We start from the raw sequence: 21561 nt of genomic DNA, 5'->3' as shown, positions 1-21561 counted from the left end.
GAGGACCGCACATGGATGTAATGGCGGAAAAAGTAACAAACATGCAAGGCTATAAACTTCATGTCGTAAAGACGGAAAAATACAAGACAAATACTTTAGTTTGGAAAATGAAAGCTCCGTTGAATAAAGAAGATGTTACTCAAAGGGCATTACTTCCTCATGTACTGCAAAGCAGTTCTGAAAAGTATCCAACAACTGCTGCGCTTCGATCTTATTTGGATGATCTATATGGAGCGAGTTTATTTGTGGATTTGGCGAAAAAAGGTGAATATCATGTCATGAGCTTTTCGCTTGAAATCGCCAATGAAAAATTTTTGAGTGACCCTAGTCCTTTACTCAAAAAGGGCTTTGAGTTTTTTTCAGAAATCCTTACTAAGCCACATGTAAAGGAAACTGCTTTTCACACAGATTCTTTTGACCGTGAAAAACGGACGTTAAAGCAACGTATCCAGTCTGTTTACGATGATAAAATGCGATATTCTAACTTCCGATTGGTACAGGAAATGTGTAAGGGTGAACCTTATGCACTCCATGTGAATGGTGAAATGGATGATGTTGAGGCGATCACTGCAGAAAGCCTTTATACTTATTATCAAAAAGCTTTTGCCGAAGATGAAATGGATTTTTACGTAATTGGTGATGTGGATTCCAAAGAAGTTGAGTCATTGGCAGCTGAAATGCTTAAGTTTGAACCACGTGCAGCCAAACGGGTTGAAAAGACAAATAGCAACAAACGAACCGACGTGAATGAAGTGATCGAAGAACAGGACATTAAACAAGGGAAACTCAATATGGGCTTCCGAACAGATATTGTGTATGGGGATCCAGATTATTATGCACTTCAAGTATTTAACGGAATTTATGGTGGATTCTCTCATTCAAAGTTATTCATAAATGTACGAGAAAAAGCTAGCCTTGCTTATTATGCAGCAAGCCGTCTTGAAAGTCATAAAGGCTTAATGATGGTCATGTCAGGTATAGATATGAAAAACTATGAGCAAGCCGTTACCATTATAAAGGAACAGCTAGAAGCGATGAAGAACGGAGAAATCACTGACCAAGAACTTGAACAAACAAAGGCTGTCATTCAGAATCAAATGCTTGAAACCATCGATACTTCACGTGGACTAGTGGAGGTTCTCTATCATAATGTGGTGTCTGGGTATGATATTACCCTTGAAAAGTGGCTTGAGGAAATGCAGAATGCGAAGAAGGAAGATGTTATTGCTGTTGCGAAAAAAGTGGAACTCGATACCATCTATTTCTTAACCGGCAAGGAGGTTCAGGCATGAAAAAAATAAATTTTGAGCAACTTCAGGAAGAACTTTATTATGAAAAGCTTCCAAACGGTCTGGATGTATATATATTGCCTAAAAAAGGATTTAACAAGACGTACGCAACGTTCACCACGAAGTACGGTTCAATTGATAATCATTTTCAACCTCATGACAAGAATGAACTTGTAAAAGTGCCGGATGGAATCGCTCATTTCCTAGAGCACAAACTTTTCGAAAAGGAAGATGGAGACGTGTTCCAACAATTTAGCCGTCAAGGGGCTTCAGCGAATGCGTTTACTTCTTTTACAAGAACCGCTTACCTTTTTTCTAGTACTTCCAATGTGGAAAGGAACCTAGAGACACTAATTGACTTTGTACAGGATCCTTATTTTACAGAAAAGACAGTTGAGAAAGAAAAAGGGATAATAGGACAGGAAATTACGATGTACGATGATAACCCGGATTGGCGTTTATATTTTGGCCTCATTCAAAACTTATATAAAAACCATCCTGTTAAAATTGATATTGCAGGTACAATTCCTTCTATCTCGAAGATTACTGCAGACTTGCTTTATGAGTGCTACCATACCTTCTATCATCCGAGTAACATGTTACTCTTTATTGTCGGGCCGGTAGATCCAAACGAAACGATGGACTTTGTTAAGAATAATCAGTCCAAGAAAGAATACAAAGAAATGCCGGAAATTAAGCGTTCATTTGAGGAAGAACCGCTCGAAGTGGCAGAGAAGAAGCAAGTTCTTCAAATGAACGTGCAAACTTCAAAGTGTCTCTTTGGCATAAAGGCTCTGCATGCCGATCAAAAGGGTGAAGAATTACTGAAAAATGAGTTGACAATGAATGTCCTTCTTGACCTGCTATTTGGAAAGAGCTCGGATAATTATAACCGTCTTTATGACGAAGGACTCATCGATGAAACTTTTTCTTATGATTACACTCAAGAATTCGGATTTGGATTTGCCATGGTTGGAGGAGACACCGACCAACCAGATAAATTGGCTGATACGATTCAAGAAATGCTTGAAAGCGCTAAAAATGGTGCGGTATTTACCGAAGACCAGTTGGCACGTGCAAAAAAGAAGAAAATTGGAGGATTTCTCCGCGCAGTCAATTCTCCTGAATATATTGCCAATCAATTTACACGCTATGCTTTCAACGAGATGAATCTTTTTGATGTTGTTCCAACTCTTGAAAAAATCACCTTAGAGGACGTAAAAAGACTTGCTACAGAAGTCATTTCTGAAGAGAGATTTTCTGTATGCCAGGTTGTACCGAAGAAGTAATGAGACAGAAGCGCCTTTGTTGGCGCTTTTTTCTATTGCAAGATTATTGTATGATAAGCTTGAGAAAAGAGAAAGAGTGATTGGATGGGGAAATATGTGTTAATAACTGGGGCAAGCGGAGGTATTGGACAAGCAATTTCCTTAAAACTTGCATCTGAGGGGAATCATTTATATTTACATTACAATCAAAATGAAAGTTCAATCAAAGAACTAGTAACGAAGTTAAAACCTTATGGTGGGGAATATTACACAATAAAAGCGGATTTATCAGATCCGCTTGGACACGAGCAGTTGATCAAGAATGTATTCAGTCTTGATGCCATCGTTCATTGTGCGGGCAATGCTCATTATGGTATGCTTCTGGACCTTCAACTAAAAGATGTTGAGGCGTTGATGAGAACTCATGTAACTCATCCACTCATGCTGACGAAAGGTCTTCTTCCAAAAATGATGAGCAAAAAGGCAGGAAATATTGTGGTGATTTCATCCATATGGGGTCAAACAGGTGCAGCATGCGAAGTTGCATATTCAGCGGCAAAGGGTGCACAACTCGCCTTTGTAAAGGCATTAAGTAAAGAAGTGGCGCTTTCTGGCATTCGTGTGAATGCTATCGCACCTGGTGCTATAAATACAGCAATGTTAGACGGTTTTTCTGGAGCAGAAATGGACTTGCTTAAAGAAGAAATTCCGATGGGAAGACTTGGGCTCCCTGAAGAAGTCGCGAATGCAACATCATTTCTTTTATCGGATCAATCAGCGTATATTACTGGGCAAGTCATCGGAGTAAATGGTGGTTGGTATACATAGAAGGTTTTTATTTTTGGAAGTATTCCTATACTTTATGCCAATTAAGAGGGGTTGATTTCCACTCCAGGCCATTCCAATCAACTGATCTTCAAACGATTTGTTTCTAAAAACTATTTACAAAACAATAATCTTTTAGAAAAGAGCCTTATTTTTTCGATGTTTCCATGCATATTTTACAGCATCAAGCCTCAAAATAACTATGTATTATCATAAAGGAGGGTTTAACATGTCTGTATTAGACAATTGGAAACAATGGGAAGACTTTCTTGCGGATCGTCTTCATCAAGCACAACATCAAGGTATGAACAACGAAGCGGTTGGCGACCTAGCTTTCCAAATCGGTGATTATCTTTCAAACCAAGTAGAACCAAAAAATGAGCAGGAAAGAATCCTTGCTGATTTGTGGTCTGTAGCAAGCGACGATGAGAAGCATGCAATCGCAAATATGATGGTAAAACTCGTACAGAATAACGGAACTCGCTAAAAGAGAGGGGAATTTCCTCTCTTTTTTATTTATATAGGTTTATCCTTTCATCTTATAGGAAAATCATTTATGATAAGGTTATGATAAAAAACAAGTGGATTTTGTCGAATCACGCTACCGAGTGGGGGTTTTTTAATGTCCAAGAAAGAATGGTATATTGAATATGAGATCCAAAAAAACCGACCAGGGCTACTTGGAGACATTGCCTCGCTCCTTGGTATGCTATCCATTAATATCGTCACAATCAATGGAGTGGACGAAGGACGCCGCGGTTTGCTGATTTTAGCCAAAGATGATGACCAAATTGTTCGCCTTGAGTCAATTCTCCAAACTATGGATACAATAAAGTTAATAAAAATTCGGGAACCTAAACTGCGCGACCGCCTTGCTGTTCGACATGGACGATACATACAACGAGATGCAGATGATAAGAAAACTTTCCGATTTGTAAGAGATGAACTTGGGCTGCTTGTCGATTTTCTTGCAGAACTCTTTAAGCAGGAGGGCCACAAGCTTATCGGGATTCGCGGAATGCCGCGAGTTGGCAAGACTGAATCTATTGTCGCTTCAAGTGTGTGCGCGAACAAGAGATGGTTGTTTGTTTCGTCCACTCTCCTAAAGCAAACGATCAGAAATCAATTAATCGAGGATGAATACAATGAAAACAATTTATTTATCCTTGATGGAATCGTGTCTACGAGGAGAGCGAATGAACGCCATTTGCAGCTTGTTAGGGAAATAATGCGCCTTCCCGCTGTAAAAGTGGTTGAACATCCCGACTTTTTCGTGCAAAATACAGAATATACTTTGGACGACTTTGATTATATTATTGAACTGCGTAATGATCATGAAGAAGAAATAACGTATGAAGTTGTCGAAAACCACAACATGTTCTCCGGGTCGGAATTCGGGGGATTTGATTTTTAATAATGGAAGGTGTTACCGTTGACGGAATTAGGTAATCGACTAAAAGAAGCTCGCTTAACCAAAGGGTTGAGTTTGGACGATTTACAGACCATCACAAAAATTCAAAAGCGCTATTTAATTGGCATTGAAGAGGGAAACTACGATGTGATGCCCGGGAAATTCTACGTGAGGGCGTTCATTAAGCAATATGCTGAAGCTGTTCAACTAGATCCAGAAGAACTATTTGATCAGTACAAAGATGACATTCCTACAATCAGAAATGAAGAACTACCCGAGCAGTTATCAAGGGTGAAGTCGAGAAAAACAATCACTGAATCGAATCCAAAGGTGTTTGCGGTTCTTCCAACTTTGCTCGTTGTTGTTTTTGTTGTAGGTGCACTTGGCCTGCTTTATTATTTTCTTCAAAACAATGCAGATGACGATGCTTTGGAACCTGTTGATAAGGAAAAGGCTCCTATCAATGTAGTGGATGATCTAAAGGATAAAGAAAAAGAAGAAGTGCCTGTTGAAGAAGAGGAAAAAGAACCTGTTGAGGAACCTGCAAAAGAGGAAACTCCAAAGCAGGAACTAACTGTAGTAGAAGGCAAAGGTGCCAAGTCTACTTATGAATTGAAAAACGCTGCCAAGTTTGAACTGAAAGTCGTTACGACAGGTGAAACTTGGATTCAAATCAAGAATGGCAAAGGTTTCTCTTTTTTCCAAGGCATGCTGAAAAAGGGCGCAACTGAAAGCCAAACGTTCGACCTTAGTAAGGAGACAGAAGCTATCATAGTAGTCGGCCGCACAAATGATACTGAAATTTATGTAAATGGCCAGAAGCTAGAGTACGCTGTTCCGCCAACTGAGGTCGTACGTCAGGATATTACAGTCCGCTTTGTACCCCCTACACAATAGTCTTTGATAAAGAAAGGTTATTGTCGGTTGGTTTTTAAAACGCTTGTGGAGGAAAAAAGATGAATTTACCGAATAAGATTACCATATCAAGAATCCTGTTAATACCTTTGTTCCTTTTGATTATGCTTGTACCAGACTGGGGCAACATGAATTTTCTAGGTGCAGAAATGCCTGTTGCACATTTTGTTGGTGCATTAATATTTATCCTTGCATCGGTGACAGATTGGGTAGACGGATATTACGCTCGAAAATACGACCTTGTTACAAACCTGGGGAAATTTTTGGATCCATTAGCAGACAAGCTGTTGGTTTCAGCTGCCCTTATCGTATTAGTTGAACTACATTTGGCTCCTTCATGGATCGTCATCATTATCATTAGCCGTGAATTTGCCATCACTGGTCTACGCTTAGTACTAGCGGGCGAAGGGGAAGTTGTCGCAGCAAACATGCTCGGGAAAATCAAGACATGGGCACAAATTGTAGCAATCTCAGCGCTGTTACTTCATAATACGATTTTCGAATTGATGGCCATTCCATTTGACATGATTTCATTATGGGTTGCCATGTTATTTACTATTTGGTCTGGTTGGGACTATTTTGCAAAAAACAAACATGCATTTATTAACTCAAAATAAGTTGATGATGAAACTCCCTTAATGGGAGTTTTTTGTTAACAACTGAAGGTGCAAATTATATATATAAGACATAATGGGAAGGGTGTTGGCTAATGAATGCTGAAATCATAGCGGTTGGTTCTGAGCTTCTACTAGGTCAAATTGTTAATAGCAATGCGAAATTTTTATCTTTGCAGCTTGCCGAGCTCGGAGTAAATGTCTTTTTTCATACGGTGGTTGGAGATAATCCTGATCGCTTGCAAAAAGCGATAGAAATTGCTGAAAGTCGTTCAAACTTGATTGTTTTTACAGGTGGACTTGGACCGACCAAGGACGATTTAACAAAAGAGACCATTGCAAAACATCTAAAGAAGCAACTCGTGATGGACGAGAATGCACTGACTAGCATCAAAGAATATTTCAAGCGCACGAATCGTCATATGACAGACAACAATCGTAAACAAGCGATCGTATTAGAAGATTCTAAGATTCTCCCTAATGATAATGGTATGGCGCCTGGCATGTTTTTGAAAAAGGGTAACCATTTTTACATGCTATTACCTGGTCCCCCTAAGGAAATGGAGCCTATGTTCTTGAAGTATGGGCATAGTGCCTTGCAAAATGTCTTGGAGGACAAACAACAAATTGTCTCACGAGTACTCCGCTTCTTTGGCATTGGTGAGGCGATGCTTGAAACCGAAGTAGAAGACTTGATTGACTCGCAAAGTAATCCAACGATTGCACCACTAGCTTCAGATGGTGAAGTAACGCTAAGACTCACAGCTAAGCATGAAGTTATTTCTACAGCACATGCGCTACTAGACGAATCGGAACAGGAAATTTTGAAAAGAGTAGGTTCTTATTTCTACGGTTATGATGATACTTCTTTAATAAAAGAACTGACGAAACTTTTATCCCATGAAGGATTAACAATTGCAGTAGCAGAAAGTCTGACAGGAGGAATGTTCCAAGAACAATTCACCTCTATTCCAGGTGCGGGGGCTCTTTTGAAAGGCGGAGTCGTCTGTTATACAAACGAAGCTAAAGCAAATGTACTGAAAGTGAAAGAAGAGACAATAGAGAAGAGCGGAGTGGTGAGTGAGGAATGTGCGGCAGAACTTGCACAAAACACTCTCGGAATTTTTCAATCTGATGTTGCAGTAAGTTTTACTGGTGTGGCGGGTCCTGATCAGTTAGAGGGACATCCAGTCGGTACGGTATATATTGGCATTGCAATAAAGGGTAAACCAATTAGAGTGGAAAAATTGAATCTCGGTGGAAGCAGGGAAGCAATTCGAGTAAGAAGTGTCAAATATGGCTGTCATTTCTTGATAGACAGTCTGAAAAAAACATGGAACGCTTAAAAGTTCTGTGTTTTTTTCTTTGCGGAAGACTGACTGCCCTTTTCTGAAGGCTCTGTTAAACGAAACTGTTGATTATTTTATGGGAGGGAATCCGCGAGACTCCTCGAAAATGCTATCGCATTTCCTTCGTGCGGTGATTATTCACGGAAGCTTATTCAATGTCCTGCGGAAAAACGGGCTGGAAAGACCCCGAAGTGAGGAACGAGCGAGGAGGCTTGCCAGTTCGTCGGCGGAAAGGGAGTGAATTCCCCATACTCACTTATAAAAAAACAACACTAAACATTAACAGAGCCTTTCTGAAAATCTCGATTTTATATTAAACTCAAGTTTAAACCTCGTTGTATAGGGATACTAAGAAATTATCAGACTAACATCTGAAAAAGCATTTCTACATCTATAATTACATGAAAACGGTCGAAAGCCTACAGATAACAACCAATTTAGATGTTAATCATTGGTATGAAAAAAACGAATGAATGTTCGATTTTTTACTCGACAAATGGTCTCAAAAGGTTTATAGTAAAAATAGGTTAACAAAACTAGATTCATACGACATCAAATTTTGTCTTTTATATATGAGGGAGGAAATTATACGTGAGTGATCGTCAAGCTGCTTTAGAAATGGCTTTAAAACAAATAGAAAAGCAATTCGGTAAAGGCTCTATCATGAAACTTGGAGAGCAAACAGATCGTAAAATCTCAACTGTCCCAAGTGGCTCTTTAGCATTGGATGCTGCTCTTGGAGTAGGCGGATATCCACGCGGACGTATTATTGAAATTTATGGTCCAGAAAGTTCAGGTAAAACAACTGTTGCGCTTCATGCTATTGCAGAAGTACAAGCAACAGGCGGACAAGCTGCATTCATCGATGCTGAGCATGCTCTTGACCCCGCATATGCACAAAAGCTTGGCGTAAACATTGATGAGCTTCTTCTTTCTCAGCCAGATACAGGAGAACAAGCTCTTGAAATCGCAGAAGCACTTGTTCGAAGCGGAGCTGTAGATATTCTTGTTATTGACTCAGTAGCTGCATTAGTACCAAAAGCTGAAATCGAAGGTGAAATGGGAGATTCTCACGTTGGTTTACAAGCGCGTTTAATGTCTCAAGCATTACGTAAGTTATCTGGTGCCATTAATAAGTCTAAGACTATTGCTATCTTCATCAACCAGATCCGTGAAAAAGTCGGCGTTATGTTTGGTAACCCTGAAGTAACTCCGGGCGGACGTGCATTGAAGTTCTATTCAACTGTTCGACTTGAAGTTCGCCGTGCAGAGCAATTAAAGCAAGGTACAGACATTGTCGGTAACAAGACAAAAATCAAAGTTGTCAAAAATAAGGTAGCTCCTCCTTTCCGTGTAGCTGAAGTAGATATCATGTACGGTGAAGGAATCTCTAAAGAAGGCGAAACGATCGACCTTGGATCAGAGCTAGATATCGTGCAAAAGAGTGGATCTTGGTATTCTTATAATGAGGAACGACTTGGCCAAGGTCGCGAAAACTCAAAACTCTTCTTGAAAGAGAACCCTTCTGTTCTTCTTGAAATCCAAAAGAAGATTCGTGAACATTACGGTTTGGATGAGGAGAAATCCCTACCTGAGACTGAAGACGACGAGCAATTTGAATTGATTGATTAATATCTTCCGGGTATTTCCGGTCAAAAGGGCAAAGTCTGTTATAACGGCTTTGCCCTTTGTTTATATGATTGTCTCTGTTAAAGTCAATGATCAACAATGTAGTTGAAAAGAACAACTCAATAATATATCTGAAGCTAAAAAGCGACTGCGTTTGTAGGAATGTGCAGAATTCTAAATATTTAAAAAAGCCAAAAGTACTTACCCTTGACAATGTATTTGCTCAGCTTTACAATTAACATGTATATTTTACATTTTTCGTAATAATTACAATGCTTAAAAGCCGTAGTGCTTGCTGTATGTTGAGTTTCAACAATATACATGCCGACACTTAAAAATGTAACAAAAGTTCATAGCAAGAGGAGGTGTAACGATGGAACCAATTACAATCATCTCCATTTTGCTTGGCCTATTCGTCGGTGCAGTTGTTGGCTATTTTATCCGAAAATCCATTGCTGAAGCAAAAATTGCAGGAGCAAAGAGTGCTGCAGAGCAAATTCTTGAAGATGCGAAACGTGACGCAGATGCATCGAAAAAAGAAGCCCTGTTAGAGGCAAAGGATGAAATTCACAAGCTTCGAACAGAAGCTGAACGTGAGGTTCGTGAACGAAGAAATGAACTACAAAAGCAAGAAAATCGTTTACTACAAAGAGAAGAGAATTTGGACCGAAAAGATGAAACGTTAAATAAACGTGAAAGTCTTTTAGAAAAGAAGGACGATTCTCTTAACCAAAGACAACAGCATATTGAAGAGATGGAAAGCAAAGTGGACGAGATGGTACGTGCACAGCAGACAGAACTTGAAAGAATTTCTAGTCTGACTCGTGACGAAGCAAAAGCGATCATTTTAGATCGTCTCGAACAGGAATTAGCACATGATACCGCTGTCATGATTAAAGAAAGCGAAACCCGTGCGAAAGAAGAATCCGACAAAAAAGCGAAGGAATTACTATCGCTTGCGATCCAGCGTTGCGCTGCTGATCATGTCGCTGAAACGACGGTTTCCGTTGTCAACCTTCCAAATGATGAGATGAAAGGCCGTATTATTGGACGAGAAGGCCGAAATATCCGTACGTTAGAAACACTTACAGGAATCGATCTTATTATAGATGATACTCCTGAAGCAGTTATTTTATCCGGATTTGATCCAATTCGTCGTGAAACGGCAAGACTTGCGCTTGAGAAACTTGTGCAAGATGGACGTATTCACCCAGCTCGTATCGAGGAAATGGTTGAAAAATCTCGTCGAGAAGTGGATGAACACATTCGAGAAATCGGAGAACAAACTACTTTCGAAGTAGGCGTCCACGGATTACATCCAGATCTTATCAAGATTCTAGGCCGACTAAGATACCGTACAAGCTACGGTCAAAATGTCTTGAAGCACAGTATGGAAGTAGCTCAGTTATCAGGTTTGCTTGCTGCTGAGTTAGGTGAAGATGAAACGCTTGCTAGACGTGCAGGTTTACTGCATGATATCGGTAAAGCAATCGATCACGAAGTCGAAGGAAGCCACGTTGAAATCGGAGTTGAGCTCGCTACGAAGTATAAAGAGCATCCGGTTGTTATCAACAGTATCGCATCCCATCACGGCGATAAGGAACCAACGTCAATCATTGCAGTATTGGTTGCTGCAGCTGATGCATTATCTGCTGCTAGACCTGGTGCACGTAGTGAGACGCTTGAAAACTACATTCGCCGACTTGAAAAGCTTGAAGAAATTTCCGAGTCTTATGAAGGTGTTGAGAAATCATTTGCGATTCAAGCTGGCCGTGAGGTTCGTATCATGGTTAAACCAGAATCTATTGATGATTTGGCAGCACATAGACTTGCAAGGGATATCAGAAAGCGCATTGAAGAAGAGCTTGATTATCCTGGTCACATTAAGGTTACAGTCATCAGGGAAACAAGAGCAGTTGAATACGCAAAATAAAGCGGTGCATCTTGCACCGCTTTTCCTTTTTTAGAGTCTGATATTGGATAGACATGGAGGGAAATGTGTTAAACTTAGAGCATGTTAAAATATATGCAGTATAGAAAGGAAATTACATGAATTTATTATTTGTAGGAGACGTTGTCGGTTCTCCAGGTCGTGATATGGTAAAAGAGTACGTACCGAAACTAAAAGAAAAATATCGCCCCCATATGACGATTATTAACGGTGAAAATGCAGCTGGTGGTAAAGGTATTACAGAGGCAATTTACCGTCAGTTTTTAGAAGTAGGAGCTCAGGCGGTAACCTTAGGAAACCATGCCTGGGATAATCGTGAAATCTTTGAGTTTATTGAAAAAGCAAAATACCTTGTCCGCCCAGCTAATTTTCCTGCTGGTACACCAGGGACAGGAATTGTATATATCAGGATGAATGATATTGAGCTTGCAGTAATCAATCTACAAGGAAGAACTTTTATGCCTGCTATTGATTGCCCATTTAAAAAGGCAGACGAGTTGGTGGAGGAGGCAAAAAAACGTACACCGTTCATTTTTGTTGACTTCCATGCTGAAGCCACCAGTGAAAAACTTGCAATGGGATGGTACTTGGAAGGACGAGTTTCTGCTGTTGTAGGAACTCATACGCACGTTCAAACAGCCGATAATAGGATACTTCCAGGAGGTACTGCATACATTACCGATGTGGGAATGACTGGTCCATATGATGGAATCCTAGGTGTTGAGAGAGACGCTGTATTGAAGAGGTTTCTAACCGCTTTACCTGTTCGATTTGAAGTGCCTACGTCAGGTCCGAGCCAACTTAGTGCGGTTTCTATTGAACTTGACCGTAAAACAGGGTTGGCGAAAAAGATTGAACGTATCCTAATTAACGACAATCATCCATTCTATTCATAAGGACTATTCAAAAAGAGTGTTGTTTTGCAAATAGATTTTAAAACGTAATTTGTTTAAAAGAAGTTGAATGGAATGGAAAGTGCGAGACTCCAGAGGTAGCAGCGGGACACGTGAGACACCAGAAGCGCGAGTAGCGCCGAGGAGGCTCCACCCCGCTCGCCCAAGAAGAATTTGCCCTTGTCCAAGGAAAGCGAGCATTCTGGAGTGGAAATCAACCACTCCTAAAATAGCAAAAAACTTTACGAAAACAGCCAGTCATAATATGAGTAATTCTATGATCACTCCTTGATACTTCTACTTTTTTTGTCCAAGCCGGAATATGTGGATATTTCCGTGAATATAGTAGCAGTGGAATGATATATGCCTGATTAGTTCATGAAATGCTCATGCGGGATCGGGATTATACAAGGAGGAGCTAGGAATGGAAATATTAAAAGTTTCAGCAAAATCTAATCCTAATTCTGTAGCTGGTGCGCTTGCCGGAGTTCTGCGCGAAAGAGGTGCAGCGGAAATCCAGGCTATTGGTGCGGGTGCATTGAATCAAGCGGTAAAAGCAGTAGCGATTGCTCGAGGATTTGTAGCACCTAGCGGGGTAGATTTAATCTGCATCCCGGCCTTTACAGATATCTTAATCGATGGGGAAGAACGTACAGCGATTAAACTCATCATTGAGCCTAGATAAAAAAGTTCAGTTCAAACTGCCTGCTTGCTAACTTAGACAAGCAGGCTCTTTTTATATTTAGGCTCTTTTCATAACTCATGTTGGCACGAAATAAGAATCTATTCGTGTTGTTTCATTTTTCGTAAAAGCAACAATCAATGCGAAAACAGCCTAAATTTGAGAAGAGGAGTGAGTGGAAATGAGAATATTTGATGCGCACTGTGACGTTCTTTATAAAATGTTTAAAGATTCCTCGATAGATTTTAGCGACTCTTCAAAACTGCATGTAAATGCAAGTCAGTTAGTAAATGCGAAAGTACAGGTCCAATGTTTTGCCATATTCGTATCCCCATCAATACATCCAGATGTATCATTTCATGCATCTTTATATATGGTTGATATTTTCTTTGAAAAAATCTTAAAAAAGAATCCGAATATGAGGTTTATTAGTCATAGCAAGGACATCAATACTTTAAAGGAAAATGAAGTGGGGGCTATTTTAACCCTTGAAGGCTGTGATGCAATAGGGAGGGATATCGTTAAGCTGAAAACATTGCTTCGTCTCGGAGTATCTTCTGTTGGATTAACGTGGAATGATTCCAATCATGTAGCAGATGGAGCAATGGAGGAAAGGGCAGGGGGATTGACCCGTTTCGGTATGGAAGTTTTGCGCCTCTTGAACGATACAAATACATGGTGTGATGTTTCGCATCTGTCAGAGCGAGGATTTTGGGATGTCATTGAGTGGGCAGATCACCCATTTGCTTCGCATTCAAATTGTTATTCGCTATGCCCACACCCTCGAAATCTAAATGACCAACAAATTGAAGCCATAATTGAGAGGAACAGTGTAATGGGATTGACATTTGTGCCAGAATTCCTTTCAGGACATAAAAAGGCAACGATTACCGATGTTCTAAGACACCTCGAGCATATTTGTGAGCTTGGAGGAGAAAATCATGTTGGCTTTGGTTCAGACTTTGATGGCATAGATGACACAGTAATGGATTTAAGTAGGGCTGGAGACTATATGAATTTGGTTAATGAGCTTCAAAAATATTATTCTGAAATACAAGTAAAGAATTTTTTATTCGATAATATGGCGAAAAGATATACAAAAAAGAAATAAAAAAACGCTAATTTAAAGCGCTTTCTTTAAAAAAACAGGAAATCTACCAAACTATTTTTTGAAAATAAAAAAATATTCATATTTTAGACAATAATTATTTATAAAGGGTTGCAATTTTTGGCACATAGGTCTAGAATTGAAAGCGTTTAGTACACATCCATTTAAGATACTTATAGGCGCCGGAGTGTTACTCGGGCGTGATTCTAGTGAATTATTTGGAAAAGTGCTACACTAATCTAAGAAAATGTTTTTACATATATCTTTACGTATCTAAAGGGGTGTAAGTCATGATCAATCAACTTTCATGGAAAGTTGGCGGACAGCAAGGGGAAGGTATCGAAAGTACTGGGGAAATCTTTTCTATTGCTTTGAATCGTTTAGGATACTTCTTGTACGGTTATCGTCACTTTTCTTCACGTATTAAAGGTGGCCACACAAACAATAAAATCCGCGTTAGCACATCACAAGTTCGTTCAATTTCTGACGATTTGGATATCCTTGTTGCTTTTGACCAGGAAACAATCGATCTTAACTACAAAGAATTACACAGCAATGGTGTTATCATCGCTGATGCTAAGTTTAATCCGGTAAAACCGGAAGATACTCAAGCAACTATGTATGCGGTTCCATTTACTGAAATGGCCACTGAACTAGGTACTTCTTTAATGAAGAACATGGTTGCAATCGGTGCAACTTCGGCTGTATTGAATCTTGACATCAAAGTATTTGAAGAAGTTGTTCAAGAAATCTTTGGCAGAAAAGGTCAACAAGTTGTAGATAAGAACATGGAAGCAATCCAAGCAGGTTTTGACTTCATTAAAGAACAACTTGGCACAAACGTTCAAACAATGGAGCTTGAAAAAGCAGACGGAACAAAACGTATGTTCATGATTGGGAACGATGCAATCGCTTTAGGTGCAGTTGCTGCGGGTTGCCGATTTATGGCTGCATACCCTATCACGCCAGCTTCAGAAATCATGGAATATTTGATTAAGAAGCTTCCGGCACTTGGCGGAACAGTTATTCAGACTGAAGATGAAATCGCTGCATGTACAATGGCAATCGGCGCTAACTACGCTGGTGTTCGTACAATCACGGCATCCGCAGGTCCTGGTCTTTCATTAAAAATGGAAGCTATCGGTTTGTCAGGTATCACTGAGACTCCGCTTGTAATTGTTGATACGCAACGTGGAGGCCCATCTACAGGTCTACCAACGAAGCAAGAGCAATCAGACTTGATGGCTATGATCTATGGAACTCACGGTGAGATTCCTAAAATCGTTATGGCTCCAAGTACAGTTCAAGAAGCATTCTACGATGCTGCTGAAGCTTTCAACTTAGCTGAAGAATATCAATGTCCAGTTATCCTTTTAACTGACCTTCAATTATCTTTAGGTAAACAAACAGTTGAACCACTTGATTTCAATAAAGTTGAAATTCGTCGTGGGAAGCTTGTAACAGAAGAGATTCCAGAGAACCCTGATAAAGGTTACTTTAAGCGTTATGAAGTGACTGAGGATGGCGTTTCTCCACGTGTTATTCCTGGTATGAAAAATGGTATCCATCACGTAACAGGGGTTGAGCATGATGAGACAGGAAAGCCTTCTGAATCAGCTGCCAACCGTATTGCGCAAATGGATAAGCGTTTCCGTAAAGTGGAAAACATCCGTTTTGACACACCCGTTCATAAAGATGCAAAACACGAAGATGCTGACGTATTAATCGTTGGTTTCAACTCAACTCGTGGTGCGATTGAAGAAGCAATGATCCGTCTTGAAGCAGAAGGAATGAAAGTGAATCATGCTCAAATCCGCTTGATCCATCCATTCCCAACTGACGAAGTTCTTCCATTGGTTCGTTCAGCTAAGAAAGTCCTAGTTGTAGAAAACAATGCGACTGGACAGTTAGCTAACATCATGAAGATGAATGTTGGACATGCTGAAAAGATTACAAAACACTTGAAATATGATGGAAATCCATTCCTTCCTCACGAAATTCAGTCTAAATGCAAGGAGTTGTTCTAAATGGCTACATTTAAAGATTTTCGTAATAACGTCAAACCAAACTGGTGCCCGGGCTGTGGAGACTTTTCCGTACAAGCAGCTATGCAACGTGCAGCAGCAAACGTTGGCTTAGAGCCTGAACAACTTGCAGTTATTTCTGGAATCGGATGTTCTGGACGTATTTCTGGATACATTAATTCTTACGGTTTCCACGGCATTCACGGCCGTTCACTACCAATTGCACAAGGTGTGAAAATGGCTAACCGTGATTTAACGGTTATCGCTTCTGGTGGTGACGGAGATGGATTTGCAATCGGTATGGGTCACACGATCCATGCAATCCGCCGTAACATCGATGTTACTTACATCGTAATGGACAACCAAATCTACGGTTTAACAAAGGGACAAACATCCCCTCGTTCAGCTGCAGGATTTAAAACAAAATCAACGCCACTTGGTTCAATTGAACAAGCAATTTCTCCAATGGAAATGGCTTTAACGGCTGGTGCTACATTTGTTGCGCAAAGCTTCTCAACTGATCTTAAAGATTTAACGGCTTTAATCGAAGCTGGAATCAATCACAAAGGCTTCTCGTTAATCAACGTATTCAGCCCATGTGTTACTTATAATAAAGTAAACACATACGACTGGTTCAAAGAAAACCTAACGAAGCTTAGCGATGTGGAAGGCTATGATTCTTCTAACCGTGAAATGGCTATGCAAACATTAATGAAGCATGATGGCCTTGTAACTGGTCTGATCTACCAAAACACTGAGCGTAAATCTTATCAGGAACTTGTTGCTGGCTACTCTGAAGAACCTCTTTCAAAAGCTGATTTAGTTCTTGATCAAGCTCATTTCGATAAGCTTGTTGCGGAGTTCATGTAATCAATATAGATGAGAGTACTTTTACTCGATGTAAAACAATCCCGTGGGCAGTGGTGCTCACGGGATTGTTTTGTTCGGTGCTGGCGGTTTGAATAGAGGATAATGTTGTGAGTATCTTGTATGTCGGATCATATCTGACATATCGATTTCGATCTATGTACTTTTCATATGGATATCTGCAGGGTTGCATTGATAAACGAGGAATTCATATCGATATATTTCTTTTTCGTATCGATAAAATCTTCTTTGATTAAAATTCGACTATAAATACCCTGCATTTTTAATAAATGGCTCTGTTAAAGACCAATGTTGATTTATTAGTTTTGTTGATTGTAGCGTAAGGGTGCGAGACTCCTGCGGGAAAAGCGGTTCAGGGGAGACCCAGCAGGAGTGAAGCGACGAGGAGGCTCCCGAACCGCCCGCGGAAAGCGAGTGCCCTGGAGCGAAAATCAACAACCAAGTTTAACAGAGCCTAATAAATAAAGTCACCTGTCCTACATTTTGTGATTTTTTTCACTTCATCATCGTTGTCAATGAATTAAAATGAAAATTCAAGTATAAAATAACGGGTTCTGCCTTGTTCGGTATGGCTTGTTTCTATTGTTTTCACCCGCATGAACCTTTATACTATAGTAATGTGCATGTCTATTAGAATTACTTAAGATTGTACGATTATAGTGGAATCAATTGAAAGGGGACATACCTTTTTATGAATGAAGAGCAACGCTTACAAAGTCAAAAAGTAGAATCTGCAAATCCATCGGACAAAAAATCCGAAAAAGATTTCAGTAAATACTTTGAGACTGTCTATACTCCACCTTCCTTAAAAGACGCTAAATTACGCGGGAAAGAAGAAGTCAAATACCATAAAGATTTCGCTATCTCTGAAGAATTCCGTGGAATGGGTGATGGCCGTAAATTCTACATCCGCACCTATGGTTGTCAAATGAACGAACATGACACAGAAGTAATGGCAGGGATTTTTCTTGCGCTTGGTTATGAAGCTACTAATAGTGTAGATGATGCTAATGTAATTCTTCTTAATACTTGTGCAATTCGTGAAAATGCGGAAAATAAAGTATTTGGTGAACTTGGTCATTTAAAGCATCTTAAAACAGAGAGACCGGATTTGTTAATCGGGGTATGCGGTTGTATGTCCCAAGAAGAATCGGTTGTTAACAAAATTTTAAAAACGTACAACCAGGTTGATATGATCTTTGGAACCCATAATATCCACAGACTACCTAATATCCTTCATGAAGCATACATGTCCAAAGAAATGGTCATCGAAGTATGGTCTAAAGAAGGGGATGTTATTGAAAACCTTCCAAAGGTTCGTCGTGGCAACATTAAGGCATGGGTAAACATCATGTACGGTTGCGATAAGTTCTGTACGTACTGTATCGTTCCTTATACTCGTGGTAAGGAAAGAAGCCGTCGCCCAGAAGATATCATTCAGGAAGTGCGCCATTTGGCAGCTCAAGGATACCAAGAAATTACCCTGTTAGGTCAGAATGTAAATGCCTATGGTAAGGATCTTGAGGATATCAACTACGGCCTTGGCGATTTAATGGATGAAATCCGTAAAATTGACATTCCAAGAATCCGCTTTACAACAAGTCATCCTCGTGACTTTGATGATCACTTAATTGAAGTGCTTGCAAAAGGCGGAAACTTGATGGATCATATCCATTTGCCAGTACAATCAGGTTCAACAGATGTATTGAAAATCATGGCACGTAAATATACAAGAGAGCAATATCTTGAGTTAGTTCGCAAGATTAAGAAAGCAATTCCTACAGCCTCTTTAACTACTGACATCATTGTTGGATATCCGAATGAAACCGAAGAACAGTTTGAAGAAACGGTTTCCCTCTATAAAGAGGTTGGATACGATGCAGCATTTACGTTTATTTACTCTCCACGCGAAGGTACACCAGCTGCCAAAATGGTCGATAATGTACCTATGGAAGTAAAAAAGGAACGTTTACAACGCCTAAACGCTGTTGTAAACGAATATTCAGCTATGGCAATGCAAAGATATGTAGGGCAAGTTGTCGATGTTCTTGTAGAAGGGGAAAGCAAGAACAATCCAGATGTGCTTGCCGGTTATACAAGCAAACTGAAACTTGTAAACTTCATTGGTCCAAAAACGTCAATTGGAAAAATTGTTAAAGTAAAGATTACAGCGGCGAAAACATGGTCATTAAACGGAGAAATGATTGAAGAACTAGAAACGGCAGAGGTGAAATAACGTGGCGAAGTATACAAAAGACGATATCGTCGCACGTGCACAAGAATTGGCACAGATGATTTCTCAAACAGAAGAAGTGGATTTCTTTAAACGTGCGGAAGCACAAATCCACCAGAACGAAAAAATTCGTACATTGATTTCGGATATAAAGGGTCTACAAAAGCAAGCTGTCAACTTACAGCATTATGGAAAGCCAGAAGCGTTAAAAAAAGTAGAAGACAAAATTGCTTCAATTGAGAAAGAATTGGATGAAATTCCAGTTGTTCAAGATTTTAAACAATCACAATTAGAAGTAAATGAACTTTTACAGTTGATTGCTTCAGCAATTTCTAATACTGTAACAGACCAAATTGTTACTTCAACGGGTGGAGACCTGCTTCGTGGCGAAACGGGTGCTAATGTAGCCAATCAAAGTGATAGCTGCAGTCATGATCACGACCACGATCATCATTAATAATTAACCAAAAACCAGGCTGAGAAATCAGCCTGGTTTTTTTAATGGAGCAGAAAACCCTCTGTAAGCATTTTGTTTTTTCGGAAGTTTTCTTAGGCAATAAGGCACAATCCCAAAAATCCGCGCATAAACTGAACTATGACTAAACTTTTATCCAGTGTTTAAAAAAATATATCGCACACTAGTCTAATTTTGAGCATAGGATGAAATGAAACTGAAAGAGGAGGGTTCGCTCGAAATGGGAGAATACAGAGAGATTATAACCAAAGCGGTCGTAGCCAAAGGACGGAAATTCACACAGTCCAATCATACGATTTGCCCGGCACATAGTCCAACAAGCATTCTTGGCTGTTGGATCATCAACCATAAATTTGAGGCGAAAAAGTGCGGTAAAACTGTAGAAATACACGGATCCTATGACATTAACGTATGGTATTCTTATAACGAAAATACAAAAACAGAAGTTGTCACAGAACGTGTAACTTATAAAGATGTCATTAAGTTAAGATACCGTGACCCTGATAGCCATGATGATCAAGAAATCATTGCGAAGGTATTGCAGCAACCAAATTGCTGTGAAGCTGTTATTTCACCAAATGGCAATAAAATCATCGTCCACGTCGAAAGGGAATTCCTTGTGGAAGTAATCGGCGAAACAAAGGTTTGTGTAGCTGTTTACCCTGAAAAATGTGAATGTGATGATGAAGAGTGGGGCACAGAACTGGATGATGAAGATTTTGAAGACCTAAATCCAGATTTCTTGCTAGGTGCTGAAGAAGAATAATACAAAACTAGGAAGGTTCCACTTCCTGGTTTTTTTTTTGTCCTTTTCCATATGAGTACTCTTTGTTCCTTATAATTGATGAGTGATCCATACAACTTTTGGCTGACCAAACGAAATGATAAGAAAAATATAATAATGTGGAGAGGAGAGATAATGATGAGAATATATCAGGTTCATATTAAATGCTTTAATTTGGAGAATATGAAGGATTTTTATCAAAATATATTATTGATGGAATTGGTTTCAAGTACGGATGCTTCCTTTTCAGTTATGGCGGGATCAACAAAGCTGATTTTTGAAAAAGATACGTCTACACCTTTTTACCATTTATGTTTTAGAACAGGGTCTGATTACTTTGATTTCATCTATGAGCGTCTGGCACAAAGGAGTTTGCTCTTGCCAGATGAAGAAGGGAATTACAGTCTATTTTGGGAAGGCAAGCAGGCATACTTTGTTGATCCGGACGGGAATATTATGGAGCTATTAGAAAGACCGGTAAGCTGGAGCGGTGCGAAAGAATTAAGTGGTTGGCATGACATCGGTGAAGTTGGAATGCCTGTGAATTCAGTTGAAGAGATGCGAAATAACCTCTCATCGGTTATCAGTAATATCTATAAAGCTGAAAGCGATAGGTTTGCCTTTTATGGAGATAGAGAAGGTGTTTTTGTCCTCGTCAAAGAGGGAAGAAACTGGTATCCCACGGAACGTGCTGCGACTATTTATCCACTTAAAATCGTTGTATCAGGTCCTGAAGAGGCTCGCTTCTATCATGAAGAATTTGACTACGAAATCAAGGTCAAAAAGCAATGGGACGGCGAGGTACCGGCAGTACAATTCAGGATGGCACGCCCGACCAATCAATTAGAAAAGATTGAACAGTTTTACAAAGAGGGTCTTGGTCTTAAGAAGATAGGCGAGTTTAGAAAACATGAGGGGTATGACGGTTTGATGTTTGGATTGCCAAACTACGGATACCATTTGGAATTTACACAATTTGAGGAGTTTATAGAACTACCCTTACCTACAAAGGAACATTTATTGGTATTCTACATTACCAGCCGTTATGAACGTGATAAAATTGTCAGTCGTCTTGCTGGGATGGGGTTTCCAGCTGTCACTTCTGAAAACCCTTATTGGGCAAGAGGGGGAGTGACCATTGAAGATCCAGATGGATGGAGAATCGTTCTCATGAATTCCGTTGGTATAGGGTAAATATGAGGAAAAGCTATGTTAACATTCAT

Annotated in this window: 19 protein-coding genes; all 19 read left to right on the top strand. The window is 39.8% G+C overall.

Annotation, left to right across the window (positions count from 1 at the left end; translation table 11 throughout):
* Positions 1-11: 11 nt before the first annotated feature.
* The 19 genes from BMZ31_RS01630 to BMZ31_RS20630 all read left to right on the top strand — a co-directional run bounded on the left by BMZ31_RS01630 (position 12) and on the right by BMZ31_RS20630 (position 21532).
* On the top strand, positions 12-1292 hold the full coding sequence (locus BMZ31_RS01630) for an EF-P 5-aminopentanol modification-associated protein YfmF (RefSeq protein ID WP_090829982.1): 1281 nt from the start codon (positions 12-14) through the stop codon (positions 1290-1292).
* The gene (locus BMZ31_RS01625; protein WP_090829981.1) at positions 1289-2578 is read left to right on the top strand and encodes an EF-P 5-aminopentanol modification-associated protein YfmH; all 1290 of its coding nucleotides are present in this window, start codon (positions 1289-1291) and stop codon (positions 2576-2578) included. Before BMZ31_RS01630 ends, BMZ31_RS01625 begins: the two co-directional genes overlap by 4 nt.
* A gap of 84 nt (positions 2579-2662) precedes the next feature.
* Entirely contained in the window at positions 2663-3385 is a 723-nt protein-coding gene (locus BMZ31_RS01620; RefSeq protein WP_090829980.1) for an elongation factor P 5-aminopentanone reductase, read from the top strand.
* Between the two features lie 226 nt (positions 3386-3611).
* The gene (locus BMZ31_RS01615; RefSeq protein ID WP_090829979.1) at positions 3612-3869 is read left to right on the top strand and encodes a DUF3243 domain-containing protein; all 258 of its coding nucleotides are present in this window, start codon (positions 3612-3614) and stop codon (positions 3867-3869) included.
* A 135-nt stretch (positions 3870-4004) separates the two neighbouring features.
* On the top strand, positions 4005-4796 hold the full coding sequence (locus BMZ31_RS01610; protein ID WP_090829978.1) for a DUF3388 domain-containing protein: 792 nt from the start codon (positions 4005-4007) through the stop codon (positions 4794-4796).
* A 9-nt stretch (positions 4797-4805) separates the two neighbouring features.
* Positions 4806-5690 (top strand): helix-turn-helix domain-containing protein, encoded by an 885-nt coding sequence (locus BMZ31_RS01605; RefSeq protein WP_368086624.1) that lies wholly within the window; start codon positions 4806-4808, stop codon positions 5688-5690.
* Positions 5691-5749: 59 nt separating this feature from the next.
* Positions 5750-6325, top strand: coding sequence for a CDP-diacylglycerol--glycerol-3-phosphate 3-phosphatidyltransferase (gene pgsA, locus BMZ31_RS01600; RefSeq protein WP_090829976.1), 576 nt, complete (start codon positions 5750-5752; stop codon positions 6323-6325).
* A 92-nt stretch (positions 6326-6417) separates the two neighbouring features.
* Positions 6418-7668, top strand: coding sequence for a competence/damage-inducible protein A (locus BMZ31_RS01595; protein WP_090829975.1), 1251 nt, complete (start codon positions 6418-6420; stop codon positions 7666-7668).
* Between the two features lie 594 nt (positions 7669-8262).
* Positions 8263-9303: a recombinase RecA gene (gene recA, locus BMZ31_RS01590; protein ID WP_090829974.1), complete on the top strand. Its 1041-nt coding sequence runs from the start codon at positions 8263-8265 to the stop codon at positions 9301-9303.
* A 370-nt stretch (positions 9304-9673) separates the two neighbouring features.
* Positions 9674-11233, top strand: a complete 1560-nt coding sequence (rny, locus tag BMZ31_RS01585) for a ribonuclease Y (protein WP_090829973.1) — start codon at positions 9674-9676, stop codon at positions 11231-11233.
* A gap of 116 nt (positions 11234-11349) precedes the next feature.
* On the top strand, positions 11350-12147 hold the full coding sequence (locus BMZ31_RS01580; protein WP_090829972.1) for a TIGR00282 family metallophosphoesterase: 798 nt from the start codon (positions 11350-11352) through the stop codon (positions 12145-12147).
* A 421-nt stretch (positions 12148-12568) separates the two neighbouring features.
* Entirely contained in the window at positions 12569-12829 is a 261-nt protein-coding gene (gene spoVS / locus BMZ31_RS01575) for a stage V sporulation protein SpoVS (RefSeq protein ID WP_029281188.1), read from the top strand.
* A gap of 178 nt (positions 12830-13007) precedes the next feature.
* Positions 13008-13937 (top strand): dipeptidase, encoded by a 930-nt coding sequence (locus BMZ31_RS01570; protein ID WP_090829971.1) that lies wholly within the window; start codon positions 13008-13010, stop codon positions 13935-13937.
* Between the two features lie 287 nt (positions 13938-14224).
* Entirely contained in the window at positions 14225-15961 is a 1737-nt protein-coding gene (locus tag BMZ31_RS01565) for a 2-oxoacid:acceptor oxidoreductase subunit alpha (protein ID WP_090829970.1), read from the top strand.
* Positions 15962-16828, top strand: a complete 867-nt coding sequence (locus tag BMZ31_RS01560) for a 2-oxoacid:ferredoxin oxidoreductase subunit beta (protein WP_090829969.1) — start codon at positions 15962-15964, stop codon at positions 16826-16828.
* Positions 16829-17537: 709 nt separating this feature from the next.
* Positions 17538-19082, top strand: a complete 1545-nt coding sequence (miaB, locus tag BMZ31_RS01555) for a tRNA (N6-isopentenyl adenosine(37)-C2)-methylthiotransferase MiaB (RefSeq protein WP_090829968.1) — start codon at positions 17538-17540, stop codon at positions 19080-19082.
* A 1-nt stretch (position 19083) separates the two neighbouring features.
* Positions 19084-19536: a YlbF/YmcA family competence regulator gene (locus tag BMZ31_RS01550; RefSeq protein ID WP_090829967.1), complete on the top strand. Its 453-nt coding sequence runs from the start codon at positions 19084-19086 to the stop codon at positions 19534-19536.
* A 238-nt stretch (positions 19537-19774) separates the two neighbouring features.
* Entirely contained in the window at positions 19775-20320 is a 546-nt protein-coding gene (locus tag BMZ31_RS01545) for an outer spore coat protein CotE (RefSeq protein WP_090829966.1), read from the top strand.
* Positions 20321-21160: 840 nt separating this feature from the next.
* Positions 21161-21532, top strand: coding sequence for a VOC family protein (locus BMZ31_RS20630; RefSeq protein WP_254778607.1), 372 nt, complete (start codon positions 21161-21163; stop codon positions 21530-21532).
* Positions 21533-21561 lie beyond the last annotated feature (29 nt).

This window comes from Bacillus sp. cl95, assembly GCF_900115925.1.
Classification (GTDB): domain Bacteria; phylum Bacillota; class Bacilli; order Bacillales; family Cytobacillaceae; genus Neobacillus_A.
The sequence above is the reverse complement of the archived record's forward strand: the minus strand, read 5'-3'. Positions and strand labels throughout refer to the sequence as shown.

Coding starts and splice junctions, on each gene's coding strand:
- BMZ31_RS01565 (WP_090829970.1), top strand. CDS start 14,225: ATGATCAATCAACTTTCATGGAAAGTTGGCGGACAGCAAGGGGAAGGT.
- BMZ31_RS20630 (WP_254778607.1), top strand. CDS start 21,161: ATGGCACGCCCGACCAATCAATTAGAAAAGATTGAACAGTTTTACAAA.
- BMZ31_RS01610 (WP_090829978.1), top strand. CDS start 4,005: ATGTCCAAGAAAGAATGGTATATTGAATATGAGATCCAAAAAAACCGA.
- BMZ31_RS01620 (WP_090829980.1), top strand. CDS start 2,663: ATGGGGAAATATGTGTTAATAACTGGGGCAAGCGGAGGTATTGGACAA.
- miaB (WP_090829968.1), top strand. CDS start 17,538: ATGAATGAAGAGCAACGCTTACAAAGTCAAAAAGTAGAATCTGCAAAT.
- spoVS (WP_029281188.1), top strand. CDS start 12,569: ATGGAAATATTAAAAGTTTCAGCAAAATCTAATCCTAATTCTGTAGCT.
- BMZ31_RS01625 (WP_090829981.1), top strand. CDS start 1,289: ATGAAAAAAATAAATTTTGAGCAACTTCAGGAAGAACTTTATTATGAA.
- BMZ31_RS01580 (WP_090829972.1), top strand. CDS start 11,350: ATGAATTTATTATTTGTAGGAGACGTTGTCGGTTCTCCAGGTCGTGAT.
- BMZ31_RS01560 (WP_090829969.1), top strand. CDS start 15,962: ATGGCTACATTTAAAGATTTTCGTAATAACGTCAAACCAAACTGGTGC.
- rny (WP_090829973.1), top strand. CDS start 9,674: ATGGAACCAATTACAATCATCTCCATTTTGCTTGGCCTATTCGTCGGT.
- BMZ31_RS01595 (WP_090829975.1), top strand. CDS start 6,418: ATGAATGCTGAAATCATAGCGGTTGGTTCTGAGCTTCTACTAGGTCAA.
- BMZ31_RS01630 (WP_090829982.1), top strand. CDS start 12: ATGGATGTAATGGCGGAAAAAGTAACAAACATGCAAGGCTATAAACTT.
- pgsA (WP_090829976.1), top strand. CDS start 5,750: ATGAATTTACCGAATAAGATTACCATATCAAGAATCCTGTTAATACCT.
- BMZ31_RS01570 (WP_090829971.1), top strand. CDS start 13,008: ATGAGAATATTTGATGCGCACTGTGACGTTCTTTATAAAATGTTTAAA.
- BMZ31_RS01545 (WP_090829966.1), top strand. CDS start 19,775: ATGGGAGAATACAGAGAGATTATAACCAAAGCGGTCGTAGCCAAAGGA.
- BMZ31_RS01615 (WP_090829979.1), top strand. CDS start 3,612: ATGTCTGTATTAGACAATTGGAAACAATGGGAAGACTTTCTTGCGGAT.